19 protein-coding genes and 1 pseudogene are annotated in these 23,701 nt (G+C 66.3%); 13 read left to right on the top strand and 7 right to left on the bottom strand.

Annotation, left to right across the window (positions count from 1 at the left end; all coding sequences use genetic code 11):
* Positions 1-769: pseudogene (locus J0I42_RS09520) on the top strand (HAD family hydrolase); the annotation flags it as partial.
* Between the two features lie 139 nt (positions 770-908).
* Here the strand turns inward: J0I42_RS09520 and J0I42_RS09515 are convergent.
* Together J0I42_RS09515 and J0I42_RS09510 are read right to left on the bottom strand one after the other, a co-directional pair.
* A complete protein-coding gene (locus J0I42_RS09515; protein ID WP_291654583.1) occupies positions 909-1,310 on the bottom strand; it encodes an SgcJ/EcaC family oxidoreductase in 402 nt (133 codons plus the stop codon).
* A gap of 14 nt (positions 1,311-1,324) precedes the next feature.
* Positions 1,325-2,017 (bottom strand): GntR family transcriptional regulator, encoded by a 693-nt coding sequence (locus J0I42_RS09510; protein ID WP_291654582.1) that lies wholly within the window; start codon positions 2,015-2,017, stop codon positions 1,325-1,327.
* Positions 2,018-2,244: 227 nt separating this feature from the next.
* Here J0I42_RS09510 and J0I42_RS09505 point away from each other — a divergent pair, with 227 nt between their 5' ends.
* From J0I42_RS09505 to J0I42_RS09485, 5 genes are all read left to right on the top strand, one after another.
* Entirely contained in the window at positions 2,245-4,074 is a 1,830-nt protein-coding gene (locus tag J0I42_RS09505; RefSeq protein ID WP_291654581.1) for a gamma-glutamyltransferase family protein, read from the top strand.
* Positions 4,075-4,114: 40 nt separating this feature from the next.
* On the top strand, positions 4,115-5,632 hold the full coding sequence (locus J0I42_RS09500) for an ABC transporter substrate-binding protein (protein WP_291654580.1): 1,518 nt from the start codon (positions 4,115-4,117) through the stop codon (positions 5,630-5,632).
* A gap of 195 nt (positions 5,633-5,827) precedes the next feature.
* On the top strand, positions 5,828-6,769 hold the full coding sequence (locus tag J0I42_RS09495; protein WP_291654579.1) for an ABC transporter permease: 942 nt from the start codon (positions 5,828-5,830) through the stop codon (positions 6,767-6,769).
* Between the two features lie 44 nt (positions 6,770-6,813).
* A complete protein-coding gene (locus tag J0I42_RS09490) occupies positions 6,814-7,656 on the top strand; it encodes an ABC transporter permease (RefSeq protein ID WP_291654592.1) in 843 nt (280 codons plus the stop codon).
* A 188-nt stretch (positions 7,657-7,844) separates the two neighbouring features.
* Complete coding sequence (locus tag J0I42_RS09485; RefSeq protein ID WP_291654578.1) at positions 7,845-8,204, top strand: carboxymuconolactone decarboxylase family protein; 360 nt, start codon at positions 7,845-7,847, stop codon at positions 8,202-8,204.
* Between the two features lie 12 nt (positions 8,205-8,216).
* Here the strand turns inward: J0I42_RS09485 and J0I42_RS09480 are convergent, their stop codons facing one another.
* From J0I42_RS09480 to J0I42_RS09465, 4 genes are all read right to left on the bottom strand, one after another.
* The gene (locus J0I42_RS09480) at positions 8,217-8,882 is read right to left on the bottom strand and encodes an alpha/beta hydrolase family protein (RefSeq protein ID WP_291654577.1); all 666 of its coding nucleotides are present in this window, start codon (positions 8,880-8,882) and stop codon (positions 8,217-8,219) included.
* Between the two features lie 23 nt (positions 8,883-8,905).
* Positions 8,906-10,375 (bottom strand): protein adenylyltransferase SelO, encoded by a 1,470-nt coding sequence (locus tag J0I42_RS09475; RefSeq protein WP_291654576.1) that lies wholly within the window; start codon positions 10,373-10,375, stop codon positions 8,906-8,908.
* A 115-nt stretch (positions 10,376-10,490) separates the two neighbouring features.
* The gene (locus J0I42_RS09470) at positions 10,491-12,017 is read right to left on the bottom strand and encodes a M81 family metallopeptidase (protein ID WP_291654575.1); all 1,527 of its coding nucleotides are present in this window, start codon (positions 12,015-12,017) and stop codon (positions 10,491-10,493) included.
* Complete coding sequence (locus tag J0I42_RS09465) at positions 12,014-13,594, bottom strand: ABC transporter substrate-binding protein (protein WP_291654574.1); 1,581 nt, start codon at positions 13,592-13,594, stop codon at positions 12,014-12,016. Before J0I42_RS09465 ends, J0I42_RS09470 begins: the two co-directional genes overlap by 4 nt.
* 460 nt (positions 13,595-14,054) lie before the next feature.
* On the opposite strand from J0I42_RS09465, the gene J0I42_RS09460 reads away from it, so the two are divergent.
* The 3 genes from J0I42_RS09460 (at position 14,055) to J0I42_RS09450 (ending at position 17,988) form a co-directional block, all read left to right on the top strand.
* Complete coding sequence (locus J0I42_RS09460) at positions 14,055-14,942, top strand: DMT family transporter (protein ID WP_291654573.1); 888 nt, start codon at positions 14,055-14,057, stop codon at positions 14,940-14,942.
* 94 nt (positions 14,943-15,036) lie between these two features.
* On the top strand, positions 15,037-16,539 hold the full coding sequence (locus J0I42_RS09455; RefSeq protein WP_465247666.1) for an aldehyde dehydrogenase family protein: 1,503 nt from the start codon (positions 15,037-15,039) through the stop codon (positions 16,537-16,539).
* Positions 16,540-16,596: 57 nt separating this feature from the next.
* Positions 16,597-17,988, top strand: coding sequence for an amidase (locus J0I42_RS09450; RefSeq protein ID WP_291654571.1), 1,392 nt, complete (start codon positions 16,597-16,599; stop codon positions 17,986-17,988).
* A 42-nt stretch (positions 17,989-18,030) separates the two neighbouring features.
* Here the strand turns inward: J0I42_RS09450 and J0I42_RS09445 are convergent, their stop codons facing one another.
* Positions 18,031-20,385: a xanthine dehydrogenase family protein molybdopterin-binding subunit gene (locus tag J0I42_RS09445; protein WP_291654591.1), complete on the bottom strand. Its 2,355-nt coding sequence runs from the start codon at positions 20,383-20,385 to the stop codon at positions 18,031-18,033.
* Between the two features lie 388 nt (positions 20,386-20,773).
* Between J0I42_RS09445 and J0I42_RS09440 the strand changes: the two genes are divergently transcribed.
* Genes J0I42_RS09440 through J0I42_RS09425 form a run of 4 tightly spaced genes read left to right on the top strand, consistent with a single transcriptional unit; the run spans position 20,774 to position 23,644 of the window.
* Positions 20,774-21,385 (top strand): fused MFS/spermidine synthase, encoded by a 612-nt coding sequence (locus tag J0I42_RS09440; RefSeq protein ID WP_291654570.1) that lies wholly within the window; start codon positions 20,774-20,776, stop codon positions 21,383-21,385.
* Positions 21,382-22,938, top strand: coding sequence for a fused MFS/spermidine synthase (locus J0I42_RS09435; protein ID WP_291654569.1), 1,557 nt, complete (start codon positions 21,382-21,384; stop codon positions 22,936-22,938). The genes J0I42_RS09440 and J0I42_RS09435 overlap by 4 nt, the downstream gene beginning before the upstream one ends.
* The gene (locus J0I42_RS09430) at positions 22,935-23,279 is read left to right on the top strand and encodes a hypothetical protein (RefSeq protein WP_291654568.1); all 345 of its coding nucleotides are present in this window, start codon (positions 22,935-22,937) and stop codon (positions 23,277-23,279) included. Before J0I42_RS09435 ends, J0I42_RS09430 begins: the two co-directional genes overlap by 4 nt.
* The gene (locus J0I42_RS09425) at positions 23,276-23,644 is read left to right on the top strand and encodes a hypothetical protein (RefSeq protein ID WP_291654567.1); all 369 of its coding nucleotides are present in this window, start codon (positions 23,276-23,278) and stop codon (positions 23,642-23,644) included. The genes J0I42_RS09430 and J0I42_RS09425 overlap by 4 nt, the downstream gene beginning before the upstream one ends.
* Positions 23,645-23,701: the final 57 nt, after the last annotated feature.

Below are 23,701 nucleotides of genomic sequence, written 5' to 3'. Positions count from 1 at the left end.
ATACAAGCAGCTCATAGACAGCACAAAGGTGGTGCAGGATTTGGACAGGACTCGGCTGCACATTCTCGAAGTCATTGGCATTCAGTTGAAGATGAAAGACATCTCGAGCCAGCCAGGTGCGCATCTCGGGCTCGATTTAGCGAGTCGCTCAAAAACTGATCACAATTACTTGCTAGGCCGGGCACATGTCCGATCGCTTGATGTGGTCGTACAGGATGCAAAAGGAAAGCAGGTCAAGATGCACGCGCACCTATTCAACGACGTAGTCCTCCTGACCAAGCGTAAGGAAGACAAAGTCAGACTGGTCGCGGAAGCAGCACAGCGACGGAAGATCGCGTTCGTGGGCGACGGCGTGAACGACGCGGCGGCCCTGGCGCGCGCCGATGTCGGCATTGCCATGGGGGCAGCCGGCTCGGAGGTGGCCCTTCAGGCCGCCGATGTCGCGCTTCTCTCGGAGGACATGGGCCGGCTGGCGGCGGCACACAAGCTCTCGCAGCGTGCTGCCTGGATCATTCGCCAGAACCTGCTGTTCGCGATCGGCGCGATGCTGGTTCTCGTGACCGGCGCCGCATTTTTCGAGCTTCCGCTGCCGCTGGCAGTCCTTGGCCATGAAGGCGGAACGGTTCTTGTCGTCCTCAACGGTTTGCGGCTGCTGAGCGATCCGATCCGCGATGTGTCGCCGGTCCGATCGGCCGCCGTCGATAGCCGCCCCGCTTCGGGGCAGCATACCGGGGCGCTGGGCGCGAAAACCGAGCCAGCCAACGGATGAGAGCGGTGGCGCCACCGGTGGCGAGCGGGACGGCTTGCTGCTGCAGCGCAAAACCGCCGCCTCCACAGCCCTGGCGAGGACGACAGGACTTCCATGAGATGCGCCAGCCCGGTCTCGCGACCGAGATTTGCTTCCCGCCTCAGCTTCGGGGATCGCGATCCTCGATCTGAGACACGTGATTGAGCGCAATGAACCATTTGCCGTCGCGCTTGCGCATCAGGCGCGTATTGACGCCGACCTGGTTGCCGGCGGCGCGTACCAGCCTGTAGTCGCTGATCAACTGGGCAGCATCCGGCGCCAGCATCTCGATACGGATATTCGTGAAGGCGAGCTCTCCCTGCGAGCCCGGCGCACCGCCGTAGTCGGCGATGTAGTGGTCGAGCGTCGCCTGCCAGTCCTTCTGGATTCGTCCGCGCGAGACGAAAACGACATCGGGATTGGCGAACCCCGCCATGTAGCCATGGAAGTCGCCACGGTTCCAGGCAGCCTGCATCGCGCCGATCACCGCGCGGATGGCATCCGCATCCATTACATCTGACATTTTGAAGCTGCCTTTCAGGGCGTGGTTGCGGCGACGCTTTCGTCTTCCTGCCGCTGGCGTCGGATCAGGACTTCCTGTGCGGCCGAAACGAGATGACGGCGCAGCGCACTTTCAGCAGCCTTGGCATCCTGCTCCAGGATCGCGTCGACGATCTGCCCGTGCTCGCGGCAGGACTGCTTGATCCGCCCCTTGTCCTTGAGCTGAAACTTGCGGAACGGCGCCAGCTTCAACCGCAGTGTCTGGGCGGCGGCAATCAGGTCGCTATTGTGGCTGCCCTGGAAAAGGAGGTTGTGAAACCTGGTATTGAGGTCGTTATAGGCGTCGTTGTCGCCCGCTTCGGCGAGCACGTTCATCTGGCCGTGCAGGCGTTCGAGTTCGCCGCGCTCGCTCATCGTCATCCGATGCGAAGCCAGCCGGCCGCATGTCGCCTCGAGTTCGGCCATCGCCTCGAACATCTCGTCGATGCGCTCGGCCGAGATCTGCGTCACGACCACGCCCTTGAAGGGTTCGCGCTCAGCCCATCCCCGCCCGCACAGGATATGCAATGCTTCGCGGACAGGTGTGCGCGAGACGCCGAACTGCAGGGCGATCGATGCCTCGTCGAGCCTCGCGCCGGCTGGGAACGCGCCGTTGATGACAGCCTCTTCGAGCTGTTCAGCGATGAAATCGCTACGACTTTTCCGGGTGGAGGCGGATGTCTCCGACATCGATCGCTTCTCTGCTCGCATGTCAACCATTCCAGAGACCACCGTCGCGATCGAGCCCGAAGATTACACAATCCTATTGCATTGTGGACAAATAATATACAAAAAGGTGCCGCTGCACACGCCTGCTGCGTGGCTTCCTGAGGCTGACCTAAATTCATTCGCGCGATATCCAGCCTTTTCGGCAGCTTTTCCGGGCGGCTGCAAACGGCCGGCATTAAGGAACCGCCATGACATTCACGACGCGACCGGAACTCAGGGGTACATTCGGGGCGGTTTCCTCGACGCATTGGCTGGCTTCGACCGTCGGCATGTCGATCCTGGAGAAGGGGCACACCGCCTTCGACGCCGCGGTCGCCACCGGCTTCACGCTGCAGATCGTCGAGCCGCATCTCAACGGCCCGGCCGGCGAAGTGCCGATCATCGTGACGCCGGCCGGCGCCGACACGCCGATCGTGATCTCCGGCCAGGGCCCCTCGCCTTCCAAGGCCACCGTCGCCTATTTCAAGGGCCTCGGCCTCGACATCATTCCGGGCACCGGCCTGCTGGCCGCCTGCATCCCCGGCGCCTTCGGCGCCTGGCTCACCCTGCTGCGCGACTACGGCACAGCCGAGCTGGAAGACGTGCTGGCGCCGGCGATCTACTATGCCCGCACGGGCCATCCGCTGGTACCGCGCATCGCCCGGACAATCGGTGAAATGCGGGAGCTTTTCGAAACCCATTGGCCGAGTTCGGCCGAGCTCTATCTGCCGGGCGGCGTCGCGCCCCAATCCGGCAAACTGTTCCGCAATCCGCAAATCGCGGCGCTCTACCAGCAGATCATCGACCACGCGAAATCCGGCAAGAACCGGGAGGCGCGCATCGATGCGGCGCTCGATTTCTGGTATCGCGGGCCGGTCGCCGAGCGGATCGAAGAATTCTGTGCGACCGAAGAAGTCTGGGACGTCTCGGGACGCCATCACAAGGGCCTGATCACGGCGCAGGACATGGCCGATTACCGGCCGCTGGTCGAGAAGCCGGTCTCCGTGGCCTATGGCGACTACGAGGTCTTCAAATGCGGGCCGTGGTCGCAGGGGCCGGTCCTGCTGCAGATGCTGCAGATCCTCAAGGGTACGGATATCGCCGATCTCGACCCGATGAGCGCCGATTTCGTGCATCTCGTCGTCGAGACCGCCAAGCTCGCGATGGCAGACCGCGATTCCTGGTATGGCGACAGCTCCGACGTGCCGATCAAGGCTCTGCTGTCTTCAGGCTATGCCGACATCCGGCGGGCGTTGATCACCGGCAAGGCATCGATGGAGGTGCAGCCCGGCACGCCCGACGGCCGCAACCCGAACCTGCCGCCGCTGCGCAAGGTCGGCACCATCGCGCAGCCCGGCCTCGGCGGTGGCGAACCGACCGTCCGCGAGGCCAAATTGCCGAACGACAAGCAGGGCGAACCGGCACTGACCCGTGAAGGCGCCCAGCGCGGCGACACCGTGCAGGTGAGCGCCGTCGACCGCTGGGGCAACATGGTCTCCGCGACGCCGTCCGGCGGCTGGTTCCAGTCGAGCCCCGTCATTCCGGGCCTCGGCTTCAGCCTGACGACCCGCGCGCAGATGTTCTGGCTCGAAGAGGGACTGAACTCCACCCTGGCACCGTCGAAGCGGCCGCGCACGACGCTGACGCCCTCCACCGTCTACCGCGGCGGCCAGCCCTATATGGCCTTCGGCACGCCGGGCGGCGACCAGCAGGACCAGTGGCAGCTCATCATGCTGCTGCGCCATCTCCACAAGGGGATGAACCTGCAGGAAGCGATCGATGCCCCGTCCTTCCACACGGACCATCTCGCCAGCTCGTTCTGGCCGCGCGAGATCAACTATGGCGCGGTCACGCTCGAAGCCCGCTTCCCGGAGGCGGTTCGCGAGGACCTCGCCGCGCGCGGGCACAAGATCACCGTCGGCGACGCCTGGTCCGAGGGGCGCCTCTCGGCGGTCGCCCGCGAAATGGACGGGGACGTGCAGTTGATCAAGGCCGGGGCCAATCCGCGCGGCGTTCAAGGTTACGCGGTCGCCCGCTGAGCGCGCGACCGGCACGGCACAACAGAAGAGGGGACTATCTATGAAACCAGCATTCCTTGCTCTCGCCGCCGCCCTGGCGCTCGGCAACCTCGCGACGACGGCTCCCGCCACCGCTCAATCCGTTCTGAAGATCGGCCTGCAGGACGATCCGGACACGCTGGACCCGGTGTCCAACTGGAGTTTCGTCGGCCGTCATGTCCTGCAGTCGCTCTGCGACAAGATCGTCGATATCGACACAAGCGGCAAAATCATTCCGATGCTGGCAGAAAGCTGGGAGTGGAGCCCGGACAGCACCGTTCTCACCCTGAAGCTGCGCAAGGACGCGGTCTTCCATGACGGAACGCCCGTTGATGCCGCGGCGATCAAGTACAATCTTGAGCGCGCACTGACCTCCGGCATCTCGCGCCGCAAGGCCGAGATCAGCGCGATCAAGACCGTCGAAGCCGTAGACGCGACCACCGTCAAGGTCAGCCTCAAGGAGCCTTCGGTGCCGCTGCTCGCCGCACTCAGCGATCGCGCCGGCATGATCATCAGCCCGGCGGCCGGCGCCAAGCTCGGCGACAAGTTCACCGACGCGCCCGTCTGCTCGGGCCCGTACAAGTTCCTGGAGCGCGTCGTCCAGGATCGCATCGTCCTTGAGAAGTTCCCGCAATATTACGATGCGGCGAAATATCATTTCGATCGCCTGATCTATCGCGGCATGCCGGATTCCAATGTCCGCCTGCTGAACCTGCGCTCGCGCCAGCTCGACCTGATCGAGCGCCTCGCCGCGACGGACGTCGAAGCGGTCAAGAAGGACAAGGCGCTTGCCGTCGACCCCGTGGTCGGCCTCGGCTATTACGGCATCACCTTCAGCATCGGCGGCGAGGGCGCCAATCTCGACGCCGGCAAGAAGGCCGCGATCCGCGAAGCCTTCAGCCTCGCGATCGATCGCCAGGCGATCAGCAACGTCGTTTTCGACGGGCAGGCCAGCACCGGCAACCAGCCGTTCCCGCCGTCCAGCCCCTTCTACGACAAGAAATTCCCGGTTCCCGCCCGCGATCTGGACGCCGCGAAGAAGAAGATGGCCGAGGCCGGCGTGAAGTCGGTCGATCTCGAACTGCTCGTCCCCACCGATGCCGAGCGCCAGCAGGTCGCACAGCTCATCCAGGCGATGGTGCAGGAGATCGGCATCAAGGTCTCGATCAAGCCGACCGAGCTGATGACGCTGCTCGACATCGCCCGCCAGGGCAAGTTCCAGGCCCATCTCGTGGGCTGGAGCGGTCGCGTCGATCCCGACCTGAACGTTACGCCGATGCTCTCCTGCGGCGCGGCGACCAACGACGCCAAGTACTGTAACGAGCAGCTCGACGCGATCCTCGCGAAAGCCCGCTCGCTCGGGGATGTCGAGGCGCGCAAGGCCGAATACGCCAAGGCGATCGCGATCCTGCAGAAGGACCTGCCGATCGTCTATCTCTACCACTCGCAGTGGATCTTCGCGCATAACTCCGCGCTGACCGGCTTCAAGCCGGCGCCGGACGGCATCATTCGCCTGACCAATGTCAGCCGCAAGAACTGAGCCGACTGCGGGCGCGCGATGAGCACATCGTCACCGATCCGTTCAGGTTCCGGGTGCATCCGTGCCCGGAACTGCCACGGCCGGCCCGCACTTCGACCTATCCGTGAAATGCCTCTGCCAACGCTCGAAAGGTCGCGACCGGCTCCCACAGCTACGGTTGCGCCTCCGGGTCTGTGCATGACGGGCGCTTGAACCATGACGACATTGATCGCCCGCCGCCTCGCGCAGCTCGTTCCGACAGTCCTCCTGCTGTCGATCATCATCTTTTCGCTGCAGCATCTCCTGCCGGGCGATCCGGCTCTCGTGCTCGCCGGCGAGAATCCGGACGAAGCGACGCTCGCCGCCATCCGGGCCCAATACCACCTCGATCAGCCGCTGATCGTGCAGTATCTCTACTGGCTGAAGGGCGTCGCGACCGGCGATCTCGGCGAATCCATGCGCCATAACCGCCCCGTGCTCGACCTGATCCTGCTCAAGCTGCCGGTGACGCTGCAACTGGCGGTCATGGGCATCTGCATCGCGCTCGTGGTCGGCATCACAGCCGGCGTGATCTCGGCGCTGCGCCATAACAGCACGATCGACTATGCGACCAACATCGCGTCGCTCGCCGGCATTTCGGTGCCTAATTTCTGGCTCGGCATCATGCTGATCCTGTTCTTCTCGGTCCATCTCGGCTGGCTGCCGGCTTCCGGCTTCGTCAGCCCCTGGGAGGATCTGAAGATGAACCTCACCACCACGATCATGCCCGCCTTCGTGCTGGGCACCGGGATCGCCGGCGTGATCATGCGCCATACCCGCGGCGCGATGCTGCAGGCGCTCAGCAGCGACTATGTCCGGACCGCACGCGCCAAGGGGCTCAACGAACGGACCGTCGTGCTCAAGCACGCGATGCGCAACGCACTGACGCCGATCATCACGCTGGGTGCGCTGGAGTTCGGCGCGCTTCTGTCCGGCGCGGTCCTGACCGAGCAGATCTTCACGATACCGGGCTTCGGCAAGCTGATCGTCGATGCGGTCTTCACCCGCGATTATCCGGTGGTGCAGGGCGTCGTGCTCGTGACCTCGCTCTTCTACATCATCCTCAATCTGCTGGCCGATATCGGATACATCCTCGTCAATCCGAGACTGAGAAGCTGACGCCCGTGTCGACGATGACCCAAACCAGACCCTCGGCCAACCCGATGACGAAGCTCTTCCGCGACCCGCTGTGGCAACGCCTCTCGAAGCGCAAGAGCGCGCTGGTCGGGCTGGCGGTCGTGCTGTTCATGGTCCTCGTGGCCATCTTCGCCCCGCTTCTGGCGCCCTATGACCCGACCGCCCAGAGCTGGACGGCCGTGCGCAAGGCTCCCTCCGCAGCGCATTGGTTCGGAACCGACGAAGCCGGCCGCGATATCCTGTCACGCATCATCTGGGGCGCCCGCGCCTCCCTGATGGCCGGCCTCACCTCGGTCGGCATCGCCATGGCGATCGGCGTACCGCTCGGGCTCGCCGCGGGCTTTCTCGGCGGCTTCGTGGACGGCCTGATCAGCCGCTTCACCGACGCGATGCTCGCCTGCCCCTTCCTCATCCTCGCGATCGCGCTCGCCGCCTTCCTCGGCCCGAGCCTGACGAATGCGATGCTGGCGATCGGCATCACCGCCACGCCGTTCTTCATCCGCCTGACGCGCGGCCAGGTCCTGTCGATCAAGGGGGAGGACTATGTCGAGGCGGCCCGCGCCATGGGCAACCCGCAATGGCGCGTCGCGGCGCGGCATATCCTGCCGAACATCCTGCCGCAGCTCATGGTCCAGGCGACGCTGACCATCGCGATGGCGATCATTGCGGAAGCCAGCATGTCCTTCCTCGGCCTCGGCCTTCAGCCGCCTGCCCCCTCCTGGGGCTCGATGCTGAACTCGGCCCAGCGCTTCCTGAGCAATGCCCCCTGGATGGCGCTCTGGCCGGGTATCGCGATCTTCGCCACGGTCCTGTCGTTCAACCTGCTGGGCGACGGCCTGAGAGACGCCCTCGATCCGCGGTCGCGCTGAACGGGCGACCTGCCCGGCACAGCGTTGATCTCCTGCTGGCTGCCCTCGCCTACCAGGCCAGCGATCCGGCAGGGCCGAGACGAGGCCGCGCGAAAGCGCCGCGGTCATCTGGCTCTGAAGGACCGAGGCACCTTACAATGGGCTCGGGCCGGCCGATACGGACGGCCATTTGTCAGGAGGACACGAGAATGCTGGACTGGACGGGTTATCGGACGGAGCTGAAGCTGCGCGTCGGCGATTTCGGCAAGGCCGCACCCGATGCTCTCAAGGGCTATGCCGCGCTCAGCGCCGGCGCGGCGAAGACGCAGCATCTCGACGCCCGCACGCGGGAGCTGATCTCGCTCGCTGTGGCTGTGACGACCCGCTGCGATGGCTGCATCACCAGCCATGTCGAAGCCGCCATCAAAGCCGGGGTGACCAAAGAGGAAATCTCCGAGGCTCTCGGCGTTGCCATCGCGATGAATGCGGGCGCGGCTCTCGTCTACTCGGCACGCACACTCGACTGCTTCGAGCAGACCGCGGCGCGCAATTCCGCAGCAGCGGAGTAAGTTGGACCGGGCTTAAGGTTCGACGCCAGCCTGCCGTGCGCGCGATGTCGCATCAAGGCGCCCGGCCCAGGCGGAAGCAGCCTCGGCCATGGTCCCGAGATGCTCAGCGGCCGAAAAGCCGGATACCCGCTTGCGGGGCTTCAGATCGTGGTCGCCGTCCTCCAGCCAGAGGATATTGATCGCCGGTGAAAGCTCATAGGTCGAGACTTCCTCCCGGGTGCCGAATTCATCCCGCGTTCCCTGCACGATGAGCGCCGGGGTCTTCAGATCGACCAGGTGCCCGGTCCGCAATTGCTCGGGCTTGCCGGGCGGATGGAAGGGGTAGCCGAGGCAAAGCAGGCCGCTGATCCGGCCGCTTTCAAAGAGCCCGTCAGCCACCATGCTGGCGACGCGGCCCCCCATCGACTTGCCGCCGATGACGAGCTTTCCCGCCGCGCCAAGCGCATCGATGGCGGCAAGATATTGCGGGTTCAGCTTATCGGCGCGCGGCGGCGGCGGACGCGAGGTTCCGCTGCGCCGCGCCGCCATATAGTCGAACTCGAAACGCGCTACGCGAAAGCCTGTCCCGGCCAGTGCCTTCGCGGCAGCCGTCATCGACGGTGAATCCATCGGGGCCCCGGCGCCATGGGCGAGAAGAAGGGTGACATCGGCCTCATCGGGGCCATCGAAAAGAAACATCGCGCTGCCCTGCCTCGAACCGTTCAGGTCCCGCAGAATGTCGCCAGCACGCGCTCATGCACGGCTGGCGGACGCTCGTAATCCTCCCGGCCCGACTGCGCCTCGAAAGGCTTCGCCAGGACGTCGACGAGGGCTTCGAAAGGGGCGAAATCGTCGCGCTCGACCGCGGTTTCGATCACCGCCTCGACCTGATGGTTGCGTGGGATGTAGAGCGGGTTGACCCGCAGCATTGCATCCCGCCGCGCCTCGGCCGGTACCGGCTCCCGCTGCGAGCGCTCGCGCCAGCGTCCCTCCCAGGCATCGAATGTCGCCGGGTCCTTGAAGAGATTGCGGCAGGCCTCCGGACTGTCCCGCCCGGCCGCCTCGCTCAGGCGCCGGAAAACCAGCGTGAAATCGGCCTCGCCGTCCTGCATCGCATCGAGCAGGCCTTTGATGAGCACGACATCCTCCGCCTCTTCGGTCGCGAGGCCGAGCTTGCGGCGGAAACCGGCGATGAGATGCGTCTGGAATTGCGGATCAAACCGGTCGAGCGCGGCCTGCGCGATCGGCACGGCCTTGTCGAGATCGCCGTCCAGCAGCGGCAGCATCGTCTCGGCGAAGCGAGTCAGGTTCCAGCGGGCGATCGGCGGCTGGTTGGCATAAGCGTAGCGGCCATGCTCGTCGATCGAGCTGAACACGGTCGTCGGATGATAGGCGTCCATGAAGGCGCAAGGACCGTAGTCAATGGTTTCTCCCGCGATCGACATGTTGTCCGTGTTCATCACACCATGAATGAAGCCGACCGTCATCCATTGCGCGATCAACGAAGCCTGCGCAGCGACCACCGCCTCGAGCAAGGCGAGATAGCGCCCCTCGCCGGCGCAGGCCGGGTAGTGCCTGGCGATAACGTGCTCGGCGAGCAGGCGCAGCGCCTCGAGATCGCCGCGAGCGGCAAAATACTGGAAAGTGCCGATCCGGATATGGCTGGAGGCAACACGGGTCAGGACCGCGCCGGGCAACGCGGTCTCCCGCCGGACTGATTCGCCGGTCAGGACCGCGGCAAGCGCGCGCGTCGTCGGGACGCCCAGCGCCGCCATCGCCTCGCTGACGATATATTCGCGCAGGACCGGCCCGAGCGCGGCCCGGCCATCGCCGCGGCGCGAGAACGGGGTCGGTCCCGCGCCCTTGAGCTGCAGATCGCACCGCCTGCCATCACGGTCGATAACCTCGCCGAGCAGGATGGCGCGGCCATCACCGAGCTGCGGGCTGAAGCCGCCGAACTGATGACCGGCATAGGCGGTCGCGATCGAAGCGGCACCGGCCGGCATGCCATTGCCGGACAGCATCGCCACGCCCTCCGGGCTGCTCAGCCAGCGGGGATCGAGCCCGAGCCGCACCGCGAGCGAAACGTTCAGTCGGATCAACCGCGGCGCGGTCACGGGCGTCGGGGCGACCGCCGCGTAAAAGCGCGGCGGCAGGCGCGCATAGGAATTGTCAAAGGCGATCGGGCTCATCGATCGAAGATAGGCCCGGAATGCGGCCGCGCAACTCGCAGGCCCGGGCAGGCGCCCATGCGATCAGCTCGCATGGGCTTGTCTCGGCCAGCCGCGCGGCTGGTCAGGCTTCCCGTCAGCCGGACGACTTGTCCCAGTCCGCCGGCGGGAAGCTCGGACTGCCATAGGGATAGTAGTCCGTCAGGGTCAGATTCTCGTAAGGCAGCGCGTCGAGATGGACCGTGCCCATGAAAGGCTCGGGCGGCTCGACCAGCAGGATGGTCGGCGTGAAGCCGCTATCATCGAAGCCCCGGCGGAAGTGGACGCGCGACTTGATCGCGATCACGTCGAACTCATCCGGCGCGAGCCCGAGCTGCCAGAGTTCCGAAGGTTCGATGATCTGGACGAGATAGGGGCTGAGCACCAGCAGGTTGCCCTTGCCGAACTCAACGCAGATCCACTCCTTGCCATTGCCGCGCGCGGTCGTCGCCGGCCCGACGGAGCGCAGCTTGCCGGTAATGCGGATGGGGGCTCCGGCCGATTCATCGAAGAGGCCGCCGATCTCGGCATCGAACGGATCGCCCGGCTTCGCGCCGGACTCGATCACGGAGCGAACCGCATCGGGCGAGGCGATGGTCGCGACCAGCGTGCGCTCGAGCTTCTGCGCGACAATCTCCTGGAGAAGCCAGGTCGCATAGCCGGAACGATCGCTGTAGTCGGCAAGCAGGACGGGGCCCTTGCCTGCCGCCACCGCCTTGCGGGCCTCGGCGACCGCTTCCTTGGTCTTGTAGATTTTCACGGTGTCGAGCAGCGCCTGGCGCCGGCGCCAGGTCCATTCCGCCATGTCGCGGATAACGCGCTCTGCCAGTTCCGGATCGTCGTTGGTCAGCACCTGCAGCGCCATGCCGGCATCGGGAACGTCCGACCAGGGAAAGCCGAAGAAGACGTTGACGAAGACATCGGGCTCGCGCGCCTCCCAGATCAGGGCGCGCTGGATGAGATCCGACCAGGGCGAGGCGCCGGTCCACATCACCACCGTCGGCGCGATGATCGGGATGCGCAGCGTGCGATGCACCGGCTTGAAGCTGCCGCGGATCGCCCGGACCAGCATGCGCGCCGCGCGCTCACCCTGCAGATGCATGTCGTAATGCGGGAAGTACTTCACGCAGAAGGCCATGTCGGCATGGGCGAGGAAATTCTCGTCCTCATTTCCGTGCGGGTCAAAGGTCGCGGTGATGAAGGCCTTCCTGCCGACGACCTCGCGCACGCGCCGGGCGATGTCGGCCTCCGGCCGCGGCACGCCACGCACCGCGAGCGCGCCATGGAGCGCGAGATAGACACCGTCGAGATGAGGCTGCGCCTTCAGCTCTTCGATCATGATGCCGATGAAATGCTCATAGGCATCTTCGGTCACCCAGCCGGAACCGGTGCCGGTGCGCGGCCAGAGCGGCGAGGTGATGCCGATGAGCTCGACATCCTCGAACTCGCGCGCAACCTGGACGAAGCCGCCCATGTAGCCCTTGGGGTCGGTGGCCAGGAGCGCTTCGCCTGAAGCCGGAGAGCCCGGGTAGATGAAATCCTCCCGCGTGGTGTCGTTCGGGAGGAAGGTGACCGTCTCGTGGGAGAACTGAAGAACGGCGATACGAAGCTTGGAATGTGTCACAGCGGCCTTACGTCGTAGAATTGAGCGAACCCGATACGCATTCCCGTGATCCCGCGAGAGGCCGTCTTTTCGTAATAGGCGCCGAGCGGAATGTAGGGCACGTCGATGAAGAACTGCTTCTGGATCTCGGCGCAGATCGCCTTCTGCGCCGAGATGTCCTTGGCCGCGAACCAGTCGAGCCTGAGCTCTTCGAGGCGCGGCGATTTCGGCCAGCCGAACCAGGCCTGGTCGCCATTGCCGCGGATGCCGAGCTGGCTCGCCGGATCAAAATTATTGGTGCCGTTCAGATAGGTGAAGAAGATGTTCCAGCCGCCTTTGTCGATCGGCTGGCGGCTGGCGCGGCGCTGGACCACCGTGCCCCAGTCGGTCGAGACCAGCTCGACATTCATACCCGATTTCTGCAGGGCATCGGCCGCGACCGCCGCGAGCGCATGGGTCGAGGGATAATCGGTCGGGTCAAGCAGCACGACCCGCTCGCCCTTGTAGCCGGCCGCTTCCAGGGCGCGCCTGACGGCGGCAAAGTCGCGCTTGCCGACCAGCACCTCGGTCCCGGCGGTCGTCGCCATCGGCGTATCCGGGCTGAAGACGCCGACATGGTCCTTCCAGAGCGAGCGCTCGTCACCGGCGACCGCCGTCATGCACTCGACCTGATCGATGGCACCGAGCAGGGCCCGCCGGATCGCCGGATTGTCGAAGGGCGGATGCAGCGCGTTGAAACGCAGGCAGCCGATGCCGCCGGCCGGGTCGAGAACTTCCAGCTTGAGGCCCGGCCTGCCCTTGAGCGTGCCCTGGAGATCGGGCGTGGGGTTCTGCCACCAGTCGATCTCGCCGTTGCCGAGCGCGTTCGCCGCCGTCTGCGGATCAGGGATGATGTGCCACTCGATGCGGTCGAAATGAACCCGCTTGGGACCGGCGGTGAAGGTGGCGGAACCGTCGGCGCGCGGGACATAGCCAGCGAAGCGCTCGTAGACTGTCAGCGCGCCCGGAATCCGCTCGTCGGCCTTGAAGCGGAACGGCCCGCTGCCGACCATCTCCGTGACCTGCTTGTTGGGGTCGGTGACGGCGAAGCGCTCCGGCATGATGCAGGGCATCGAGGTGCCGGTCTTGCCGAGCGCGGCAGGCAGCAGCGGGAACGGGCGCTTCAGCCGGAACTTCACGACACGATCGGACTCGACCGACAATTCGTCGGTGGCATCCATCAGGGCACGGCCGAAGGCGTCGCGCGCCGAGAAGCGGCGGATGCTCGGCACGACATCCTGCGCCCTGACCGGCTCGCCATCATGGAAGCGCAGACCCTCGCGCAGCGTCAGCCGCCAGGTCTTGCCGTCATCCTCGACCGTATGGCCGGCCACCATCTGGGGTTCGAAACCGTAACTGGCGTTCTGGCCATAGAGCGTATCGAAGACCAGATAACCGTGATTGCGCGTCACCGTCGCGGTCGTCCAGACCGGGTCGACAATCGCGACATCCGATTCCGGAATGAATTTCAGCACCTTCGCCGGCTGCGCGAGGCTGGGCCTCGCCAGCGTGGAGACGGCCGCTCCGGCAGCAACACCCAGGAATGTCCGACGCTTCATGCTGGGAACCCTCTCTGGAGAAGGTGGAAAACCGCACGGACAGCGTCCCTGCGATCCCGACACCTCGATCCTAGGATGGCGCAAATGACGGGAGCAAGCGCTTTGATCCTGCCCTGAACGCAGGACCGCCCCTCATTCAAGCAGCCTGCGTCCATTCGGCGCGTGAGCTCAGCGCATGGGTGGGCTGAGCAATCCGGGCGTTGAGATCGCATTGGGGCGCCCCATATCGCGGATACGGTCCACGGCCCCTCCGCTTTCTCCTCCCAGCGGAGCCTTGCCGTCCCGTTCCCCTCGAGACCTTTTGGCCGCGTGCCAACGGTTTCCCCTTGGCCGGCTCCTTTCGAGGACGCCGGCCTTTTTTGCCTTGGGCCTCTTCACGCGCCGCAGGACAAGACCATTGACGAAGGGCTCTGCGCCCGCTGTGGCTTCTCGCCGCCCCGTCTTTGCCCCGCGTGTGATCTTGACGCCCCACTCCTCTTCATCGGCCGCTCACTCCCGCGGCGTCCTGCTTGTCTTCGCCGCGACCGTCGCCTGGAGCGCCAGTGGCATCTATGCGCGGCTGCTGACGACGGATGCCTGGACGGCCATCGCCTGGCGCTCGCTCTTCGCCGCAATCTTCCTGATCGTCCCGATGGTCCTATTCGGCGGCGCGGGAACGCGACGGCAGTGGAAGAAGACATTTGGTCCTGCCGGACTCGCCCTGATCGCCTGCCAGACGATCAGTCAGGCCGCCTTCCTCGGTGCCTATTATACGACCAGCGTGGCAAACGTGGCTGTGATCTACGCCACCGCGCCTTTCATCGCCGCCGTTCTCGGCTGGCTGCTGCTGAAGGAGCCGATCGCCTGGCGCGCGATGGTGGCGGGGCTCGTCTGCCTGATCGGCGTCGCGATCATCATCTCGGCTTCGATGGGGGCCGGGCGGATCATCGGCGACCTGCTCGCCCTGCTGATGACGGTGACATTCGCGGTGGTCATCGTGGTTCCGCGGCTGGAGCCGGAACTGCCGGCCATGCCGCCGATCTTCATCAGCGCGCTGCTTGCCTTCGTCATCTTCGCACCGTTCGGATCCGGGGGCACGCTCGACGCCCATAACCTGCTGGTGCTGGCGGCTTTCGGGGCGACGAATTTCTCCATCGCGCTCGTGCTGTTCATCATGGGCGCGCGGTATCTTCCGCCGGCCGAATCGGCGCTGATCGGCACCACCGAAGTCGTCATGACCCCCGTCTGGGTCTGGCTCCTGTTCTCGGAGCGCCCTCCGATGGCAACTCTGATCGGCGGCGGCGTGATCCTTGCGGCGGTGCTCTGGTACACGATCGCCGAACTCCGGCGCGGCAAGCAGCGGGGCTAGCGGATGAGGATCAGCGGCGGGCGATATTGACAGCTCTCGTATCCGGGATACCACAAATCCGACGATATCGAGCGCCGCGTGCAGGCTCTCGCTCATGCGACGGCCGTCCGCTCGAAGGGCGCCGCTCGCCGACCACAGAAGACGATCGAGGCTCGACGTGAAGACCTATCGCAATTTCATCGCCAATGAATGGCGCGATGCCGTGGACGGCGATCATATCGACGTTCGCAACCCGTCGACCGGCGAGGTCCTGGCGAAGCTGGCGCGCGGCCGGCGTGAGGATGTCGATCTGGCGGTCACCGCCGCCCGGCAGGCTCTCTCCGGCGAATGGGGCCGCCTGACCGCGACGGAGCGCGGGCGCATCCTCAGCCGGATCGGAGCCGGCGTTCTCAGGAACATCGACCTTCTCACCGAGACCGAGGCGCGCGATGTCGGCAAGCCATTGACGCAAGCACGGGCCGATGTCGTCGCGCTGGCACGCTATCTCGAGTTCTACGGCTCCTCCGCCGACAAGGTGCATGGCGACACCATCCCGTACCAGAACGGCTTCACCGTCCTGACGATCTACGAGCCGCATGGCGTCACCGGGCACATCATCCCGTGGAACTACCCCATGCAGATCCTCGGCCGCAGCCTCGGCGCGGCGCTGGCCATGGGCAATGCCGCCGTCGTCAAGCCGGCGGAAGAGGCCTGCCTCACCATCCTCGAATTCGCGCGGATCGCGCAGGAGGAAGGCCTGCCGGCCGGGGCGCTGAACATCGTCACCGGCTTCGGCGCCGAGGCCGGCGCGGCGCTCTCCGCGCATACCGACATCAACCATATCTCCTTCACCGGCTCGGCCCGGACCGGCGAGATGGTGCAAGCCGCCGCCGCCCGCAACGCCGTGCCGGTAACGCTGGAACTCGGAGGCAAATCGGCCCAGGTCGTCTTCGCCGATGCCGATCTCGACCGCGCCGTGCCCTTCCTGGTCAATGCCGGCATCCAGAATGCCGGCCAGACCTGCTCGGCCTCGTCGCGCATTCTCGTCGAACGTCCTGTCTACGAGGACGTCATCGCGCGCATGAGCGAGAAGTACCGGGCGCTGAGGGTCGGGCCGGCCGAATCCGACCTCTCCGTCGGCCCGGTCGTCTCGCAGCGCCAGAAGGCCATCGTCGAGGATTTCCTCGACGTCGCCCGCAGGGACGGCCTGAAGGTCGCGGCGCGGGGCACGATCGTCCCGGACGCGCCGGCCGAGGGCGCCTATGTCGCACCGACCCTGCTGCGGGACGTGCCCCCCGATCACCGGCTGGCGCAGGAAGAGATCTTCGGCCCCGTGCAGGTCATCATGCCCTTCGACACGGAGCAAGAAGCGCTGGCGCTCGCCAACGGCACACCCTACGGGCTGGTCTGCGGCATCTGGACGAGCAACGGAGGCCGGCAATTACGCATGGCGCGGGCGGCGCAGGCCGGGCAGGTCTTCATCAACAATTACGGAGCCGGCGGCGGGGTGGAGCTGCCCTTCGGCGGCGTCAAGAAGTCGGGTCATGGCCGGGAAAAGGGTTTCGAGGCCCTCTATGGCTTCGCCAGCATGAAGACCATCTCGATCTTCCACGACTAGGGCCGGCACCCCACCGCCTTATCCCACAGGACGACCGGACCTGACGAGAGTTGCCCCATGACCGAACTTGCCGACCTGACTGCCGTCGCTCTCGTCGAAGCCTACCGCGCTCGCAGGCTTTCACCCGTCGAGGTGACCGATGCCGTGATCGCGCGCATCGATGCCTGGGAACCGCAGCTCAATGCGCTCTGGGCCTATGATCCTGAGGCGGCGCGCGCAAGTGCGCGGCAATCCGAGATGCGCTGGATGAAGGGCGAGCCCATCGGCGCGATCGACGGCGTGCCCGTCACGATCAAGGAGAACATCGCGACGAAGGGAACGCCGGTTCCGTTGGGAACCGCGGCCGTGACGCTGGTGCCCGCTGCCGCCGATGCCCCCCCGGCAGCACGTACACGGGAAGCGGGCGGCGTGCTGCTCGCCAAGACGACCATGCCCGATTACGGCATGCTCTCCTCCGGCCTGTCGAGCTTCCACAAGCTGGCGCGCAACCCCTGGGATCTCTCGACCAATCCCGGCGGATCCAGCGCCGGCGCAGGGGCCGCGGCCGCGGCGGGCTATGGCCCGTTGCATATCGGCACCGATATCGGCGGCTCGATCCGCTTGCCGGCAGGCTGGTGCGGCCTTGTCGGCCTGAAGCCCTCGGCCGGGCGCCTGCCGATCGATCCGCCCTTCATCGGGCGCGCGGCCGGACCGATGACGCGCACGGTCGCCGACACCGCCCTCTACATGTCGGTGCTGACCAAGCCGGACCGCCGCGACACCATGGCCCTGCCCTATCAGGAGATCGACTGGCTCGATCTCGCCGGCTCGGTGAAGGGCCTGAAGATCGGCCTGTGGCTCGATGCCGGCTTCGGCCAGGAGGTCGGCGCGGAGACGCTCGCTGCCGTGCAGGACGCTGCCGCATTGCTCGCCGATGCGGGCGCGACCATCGTGCCGATCGCCCCCTTCCTGACCCGCACCATGATCGACGGCCTCGACCGCTTCTGGCGGGCACGCGGCTATGAGGACGTCTCGCGCCTGCCGCCCGAGCAGCAGGCCAAGATCCTGCCCTATATCTTCAACTGGATCGTGACCGCCAAGGACTTCTCCGGCGGCGACGTCTATTCCGGATTCGCCCAGATCGATGCGATGCGGAACGCGCTCCATGGCGCGCTGAAGGATGTCGATTTCATCATCTCGCCGACAGCGCCGGAGCCGTCCTATCCGGCGGAATGGGCCTCGCCGCTCAATGACCCGCAACGGCCCTTCGAGCATATCGCCTTCACGGTTTCGGCCAATATGGGCGGCCAGCCGGCCGTGTCGCTCAACTGCGGCTATTCCAGTGGTGGTCTGCCGATCGGCCTCCAGATCATCGGCCAGTCCTTCGACGATCTCGGCGTACTGCGCCTGGCCCGGGCCTTCGAAGAGATGCGCGCGCCGTCGCGGCCGTGGCCGAAGCTCTCCGGCTGAGCCCAAGCCGCTTCACGACGCGGCGCCTCTTGCGGCGCGTCGTCAGGCTTTCGCGTGAATGGCCCTCCAGATAGCCTGCGGCGTCGCCGGCATATCGAGATGGCGCACGCCATGGGGCGAAAGCGCATCGACGATCGCATTCATCACCGAAGGCAGCGAGCCGGCACAGCCGGCCTCGCCGCAGCCCTTGGCACCGACCGGGTTGGTCCGGGTCGGCACCCCCTCGCTGATGAAGGTGAAGAACGGCGTGTCAGCCGCCCGGGGCATCGCATAATCCATGTAGGAGCCGGTCCTGAGCTGGCCGTCCTCGTCATAGGAGGTCATCTCGCAGATCGCCTGGCCGATGCCCTGCACGACGCCGCCATGGAGCTGCCCCTCGACGATCATCGGATTCACCAGCACGCCGAAATCATTGACCATGACATAGCTGGCGATCTCGACATGACCGGTATCGGGATCGATCTCGACCTCGGCGATATGGCAACCGTTGGGATAGGCCGAGGGCGCCGCCTTGAAGACGTGGTCGACATCGAGCGTCCTTGGCAGGTCCTCCGGCAGCGATGCGCCCGCCTGGAGCCTGCGGGCCAGTTCCATGATGTCGATCGAGCGGTCGGTTCCGGCAATGCCGAAGCGTCCGTCCATGAATTCGATATCGGCGACGGCAGCCTCGAGAAAATGCGCGCTCAGGAGCTTGCCCTTCTCGATGACGCGCTCGCTCGCCTCGATGATGGCCGAGCCGCTCGCCATGATCGATTTGGAGCCTCCGGTACCACCCCCGGCGATCAGACGATCGCTGTCGCCCTGCACGAGCTTGATCTTGTCGAAGGGCACGCCGAGCTGGCTGGTCAGAACCTGAGCGAAGGGCGTCCAGTGGCCCTGCCCGTAATCGAGCGTGCCGGTGACGATGGTGACCGTTCCATCCGCCTCGAAATGGATGCCGCCCATCTCGTTGCTCGGCGGGGCGGTGACTTCGAGATAGCAGCCGATGCCGCGGCCGCGCAGCTTGCCGGCCTTGCGGCTGGAGCGCTCTCGCGCCCCGTAGCCCTTCCAGTCGGCCGCCTCCAGCGCGCGAGCGAACAGCGCCGGGAAGTCGCCGCTGTCATAGACCGTTCCGATCGGGGTCTTCCACGGCAGTTGCGCGGGCCCGATCAGGTTGCGGCGCCGGAGGACGGCCCGGTCGATCCCCATCTCGCGGGCGGCGGTGTCGATCAGCCGCTCCATGAAATAGTTGCCCTCGGGGCGCCCGGCGCCGCGATAGGCCGCGATCGGCACGGTGTTGGTGACAGCGCAGCGCGTCTGCACCTCGACCAGCGGCGTGCGGTACATGCCGACGCTGTTCTTGCCGATGTTCAGCGTCGCCATCAACGGACCAGGCTGGGTGAGATAGCCGCCCATATTGCCGAAGCCGGTGAAGCGCGTCGCGAGGAAGCGCCCACGAGCGTCGAGGGCGAGCTCGGCCTCGAACACCATGTCGCGGCCGTGATGGTCGGAGACGAAACTCTCTGAGCGCTGATCGGCCCATTTCACCGGCTTGTTCAGGAGCCGCGCGGCATGGAGCAGCACGACATATTCCGGGAACACCGCCGATTTCATCCCGAAGGAACCGCCGACATGACCGGTGATCAGGTGCATCTTCTCCTGCGGCACCCCCATCGCCGCCGCCAGATTGTTGCGCATGCCAAACGCGCCCTGGCTTGGGGCGTGGAGCGTGTAGCGCTTCGTCTTGCGGTCATAGGTGCCGATCGCAGCGCGCGGCTCGATCGGGTTCACGATGATGCGGTTGTTGACGATCCGTACCTTGGTGACATGAGCCGCCGCGGCAAAGGCTCCCGCGACCTTGTCGGCATCGCCGAAATGGTAATCGAGCACGAGATTGCCGGGCACATCGTCGAAGAGCTGGGGCGCATCGGGGGCGAGTGCCGCCTCGGCGGAGGTGACGGCAGGCAGGACGTCGATATCCAGCGACACGGCCTCGGCTGCATCGCGCGCCTGTTGAGCCGTGCGAGCGACGACCATGGCGACGGGATCGCCGACGAAGCGCACCTTGTCGGCCGTCAGCGCGTGCCTGACCGGCTTCTTCATCGCTGACCCGTCGCGATTCGGCAGGTCGACCGCACATTTCAGCGCGCCATAGCCCTGACCTTCGAGGTCCCCGGCCGCGTAGATCGCAACGACGCCCTTCATCGCCCCGGCTTCGGCGACGTCGATGCCGCGAATGACGCCATGCGCATATGGGCTGCGGACGAAGGCTGCGTAGAGCTGGCCGTCCAGCGAGAGATCATCGGTATAGCGCCCCTCGCCGCGCACGAGGATCGCATCCTCCTTGCGAGGGAGCGACTGACCAATCCCGGCGGCGCGTCCGGCCAGGCGGTCAGGCTTGGAAACATGCATGTTCATCGCAAGGCACCACAGTCGCATGACGGCCGAAGCGGTGATCCCGAGCGGATCGGCAAGGAGCACTTCGGCCTCGCGCCGGCATTACCTCGTCTTTCGAAAGGCGTCCGGGCGCGGTGATCATAGGCGTCCTCGCGCCGATTGGCGCCTGTGTCGACGGCATAGCTCCATTGACCGTGAGGTAGCCCGACCTGAATCCCTTTCAGCAAACCAGCGCCTTCCGATCGCCCCTTCTCGGGAGGTCTCCGGTCTCCGCGCCTCTCTCGGGCCGAGAACGAAAAACCGGCGACACGAGGGCGCCCCCTCCCCCGAAACGGGGGCTGGCAGGAAGCCCGAACCGATCCGTAATGACCGGCATGGTTGCAAACCCCGGCAGGGCCGGCGGGGCCCTATGATACCCGCCCTGCTTCTGGCCGAAGCTCTCACCGCCTTCTGCGCGCTCGCCTTCGAGACCGCGACGGCGCGGCTCGTCGCCCCCTATGCCGGTCTGTCCACCGATAGCTGGACCGCGATCATCGCCGGCTTTCTTCTCTCCTGGGCGCTCGGAAACCATCTTGGCGGCGCCTGCACCGCAGGATCGATGCGTCTCTCCCTGTTCAGGGCAGCCGCTGCGATGCTCGCCGGGACGATCGCCATCGCCCTCACGCCATCCCTGTTGCCGGCCCTCGACGCGTGGATCGTGGCACCGGATCCGCTCGCCCGCTGGCGCATGGTGGTTTTCGCGGCCGTGCCGACGCTCATGCCTGGCGTCCTGCTCGGCATCGCGCCGCCCCTGCTGATGCTGGCGATCATCGAACGCGGTGGCGGACGCGGCGCACTGGTGGGGCTCGCCAATGCGGCCGGGGCCGCCGGCAGCGCCGCCGGAGCGCTCAGCGTGCTCTGGCTCGGGCTGGATCTGCTCGGTGCGCGCGGGACCTGTATCGCCATCGCAGCGCTCGGCATTCTGGCCGCGGCCGTCACCGCAGCGGCCGGATCCGTCGCTGCTTCGAGGCGGCCGGCATGAGCGCAGCACTGCTGCCCGCCGCCGTCTTCCTGTCCGCCGCGGCCTGCCTAGCGGTCGAACTCGCCATCGTGCGGCTGGCCGCTCCGCATGTCGGCCAGTCGCTGCTGCCATGGACCGCTGCGATCACGACGGTTCTGCTCGGGCTCACGCTCGGGCATGTCCTCGGCGGCCGCGCCGGCGGTCCGGAAGCACAGGCCGGACGCCTGAAGCAATTCCTGGCGGCGGCCTGCCTGTGGGCGAGCGGCGCCACGCTGGCGATGCCTGCTCTTGCATCGCCCATTGCGCGGGCGCTCGCGACGGAAGACGGCGCCGGCTCCGTCATCGGCCTCACCGCCCTATCTCTGCCGCCCAGCCTTGCCGCCGGCTTCGTGACGCCGCTGGCTCTGCGCCTGCAACTGGCGCAAGGCCTGCCGGGTCTCGGCCGGCGCGTGGCGACGATCTATGCCGCCTCCGCCGCCGGCAGCGTCGCAGGGACAGCCGCAGCCGGCTTCTGGCTGCTGGAGCAAATCGGTGCGGCCGGGCTCGCCGCCATGGCAGCGGCAGCGTGGGCCGGAATCGGACTGCCCTTCCTGCCCTGGCGCGACGGCGGCACCTCCGCGCTGCTCCATGCCGGCATGCCGCTGCTTGCCGGCATGGCTGCGGCGCTGGCGGGCGAAGGCAGCCCCTGCACCGTCGAGTCGCGCTATACCTGCATCCGCTATCTCGACACCCGCTCCCCGCAGGGAACGCGCCTGCGCTTCATGATCCTGGACGAGGGCGTCCACAGCGCCAGCGATCTCGACGCGCCCCGCACGCTCCATCTCGGTTACGCCGCGTTGACGGATCACCTCGCCGCCGCCGCCTTCTCCCGCTCGACGGAGCCCCGCGCGCTCGTGATCGGCGGCGGCGGCGCGACGCTTCCGCGCGCCTGGGCGAACGGTTCGCCATTGGTTTCCGTCGTCGTCGCAGAGCTCGATCCTGTCGTCGCGACGCAGGCGGCGACACGGATGGCAGCAACCGGCCCGCGGTTGCGCACTGTGATCGGGGACGGAAGGAATGTCCTGCGCAGCCTGGCTCCGGTGCCGGCCCAGGACGTGGTTCTGATGGACGCCTACCGGACACGCACCGTTCCCCCACATCTGGTCACGCGGGAATTCGGAGCGCTCGTCCACGCCAGATTGAACGAGGCCGGTGTCTTCCTGTCGAACGTGATCGACAGGGGAGACACCCTGCTGCTGGCGCGCAGCCTCGCCAGGACTCTGTCCGGAGACTATGCGGCCGTCGACATCTGGCTGGCGGAAGGTGCCACGACGGAGCGGACGACCAACGCTGTCGTCGCAGCCTGGAAGAATGCCGGAGCCGCGCTGCGCCCGGACAGGATCACGGTTCCCGTCAGCATCATGGCGGCCGGGGAGGCTCCATCGGCCGCTCATGTGACGTGGCGGCGCTTCGACTCCGGCTCCGACCCGGCCACGCCATGGGGTCGGTGTGCGACTCTGCTGACCGACGATCATGCACCGGTCGACAGGCTTCTGGATGGCCGCGCCCTCTGTGCCGGGGAACAGCGGCAGTGAAGGAGCATCTGGCCCGGATCGCATCGACGACGCTGCTCTGCGGCGGCCTCGGGCTCGGTCTCTACGCCGCCCTGGCAGAAGCCGCGCGATTTCCCGAACTGACCAGTGCGCTCCTCGGTCTCGTTTGTTCCACCGGACTTCTCGTCCTGCTCGCATGCGAGATCGCCGATGCGCTGAGAACCGGGATCGTGCCGTCGCGCCCCTTCCCGATCGACCGGGACAAGGAGCCAGCCTGGTTCTGGGGGGCGGTTCTCTTCGGCTGTCTCTGCCTGCTGCTCCTGCTCTGGCTGTTCGTCTACGGTACCGCCCGCCTCGCCATTCTCGCGACAGGTGACGTGTGAGCCACGCCCAGCCCCGACAGGATACCGGCAACGCCGACGTCACACTGACGCCACTGGCGACGTTCAGCGGCCTGCAACGGCTGCCGCTCATCGCGCTGAGCCATAACAGCCTCTTTCCCAGCCTCGTCATCGGACCGCGTGCCGTCACGATCCGTGTGCTGCGGCGGCATGTCCTCGCCTATGACGATCTCGCCTCCATCAGCCTGAGCTACCGGTTCGGCGAGCGGCTGACCTTCACGCCGAGGCAGAGCTGGCGCAACTTCACAGCCAGCTTCGCCAGCCGGGAGGAGGCTGCGAAAGCCGTGGCTGCGCTCGTCGATTTCGGTGCGCCCGTCGACGGCAAAGCTCTCGCTCTGATCAACTGAGCAGCCATGAAGGCCCCGTGAACAGGGGGATTACCGCTACGTCACGGCCTCCCATAG

Origin of the sequence: Allobosea sp., from assembly GCF_017308015.1 — a bacterium.
GTDB lineage: Bacteria > Pseudomonadota > Alphaproteobacteria > Rhizobiales > Beijerinckiaceae > Allobosea.
Note: the sequence above shows the minus strand (reverse complement) of the source record. Positions and strands in the feature narration are given on the sequence as shown.

What these genes read in the sequence shown, in the direction of transcription:
- J0I42_RS09495 (WP_291654579.1), top strand. Translation starts at nt 5,828, where the DNA reads ATGACGACATTGATCGCCCGCCGCCTCGCGCAGCTCGTTCCGACAGTC.
- J0I42_RS09475 (WP_291654576.1), bottom strand. Translation starts at nt 10,375, where the DNA reads ATGAGCCCGATCGCCTTTGACAATTCCTATGCGCGCCTGCCGCCGCGC.
- J0I42_RS09445 (WP_291654591.1), bottom strand. Translation starts at nt 20,385, where the DNA reads ATGAACATGCATGTTTCCAAGCCTGACCGCCTGGCCGGACGCGCCGCC.
- J0I42_RS09490 (WP_291654592.1), top strand. Translation starts at nt 6,814, where the DNA reads ATGACGAAGCTCTTCCGCGACCCGCTGTGGCAACGCCTCTCGAAGCGC.
- J0I42_RS09515 (WP_291654583.1), bottom strand. Translation starts at nt 1,310, where the DNA reads ATGTCAGATGTAATGGATGCGGATGCCATCCGCGCGGTGATCGGCGCG.
- J0I42_RS09465 (WP_291654574.1), bottom strand. Translation starts at nt 13,594, where the DNA reads ATGAAGCGTCGGACATTCCTGGGTGTTGCTGCCGGAGCGGCCGTCTCC.
- J0I42_RS09435 (WP_291654569.1), top strand. Translation starts at nt 21,382, where the DNA reads ATGAGCGCAGCACTGCTGCCCGCCGCCGTCTTCCTGTCCGCCGCGGCC.
- J0I42_RS09440 (WP_291654570.1), top strand. Translation starts at nt 20,774, where the DNA reads ATGATACCCGCCCTGCTTCTGGCCGAAGCTCTCACCGCCTTCTGCGCG.
- J0I42_RS09455 (WP_465247666.1), top strand. Translation starts at nt 15,037, where the DNA reads ATGCGACGGCCGTCCGCTCGAAGGGCGCCGCTCGCCGACCACAGAAGA.
- J0I42_RS09450 (WP_291654571.1), top strand. Translation starts at nt 16,597, where the DNA reads ATGACCGAACTTGCCGACCTGACTGCCGTCGCTCTCGTCGAAGCCTAC.
- J0I42_RS09510 (WP_291654582.1), bottom strand. Translation starts at nt 2,017, where the DNA reads ATGTCGGAGACATCCGCCTCCACCCGGAAAAGTCGTAGCGATTTCATC.
- J0I42_RS09485 (WP_291654578.1), top strand. Translation starts at nt 7,845, where the DNA reads ATGCTGGACTGGACGGGTTATCGGACGGAGCTGAAGCTGCGCGTCGGC.
- J0I42_RS09500 (WP_291654580.1), top strand. Translation starts at nt 4,115, where the DNA reads ATGAAACCAGCATTCCTTGCTCTCGCCGCCGCCCTGGCGCTCGGCAAC.
- J0I42_RS09480 (WP_291654577.1), bottom strand. Translation starts at nt 8,882, where the DNA reads ATGTTTCTTTTCGATGGCCCCGATGAGGCCGATGTCACCCTTCTTCTC.
- J0I42_RS09505 (WP_291654581.1), top strand. Translation starts at nt 2,245, where the DNA reads ATGACATTCACGACGCGACCGGAACTCAGGGGTACATTCGGGGCGGTT.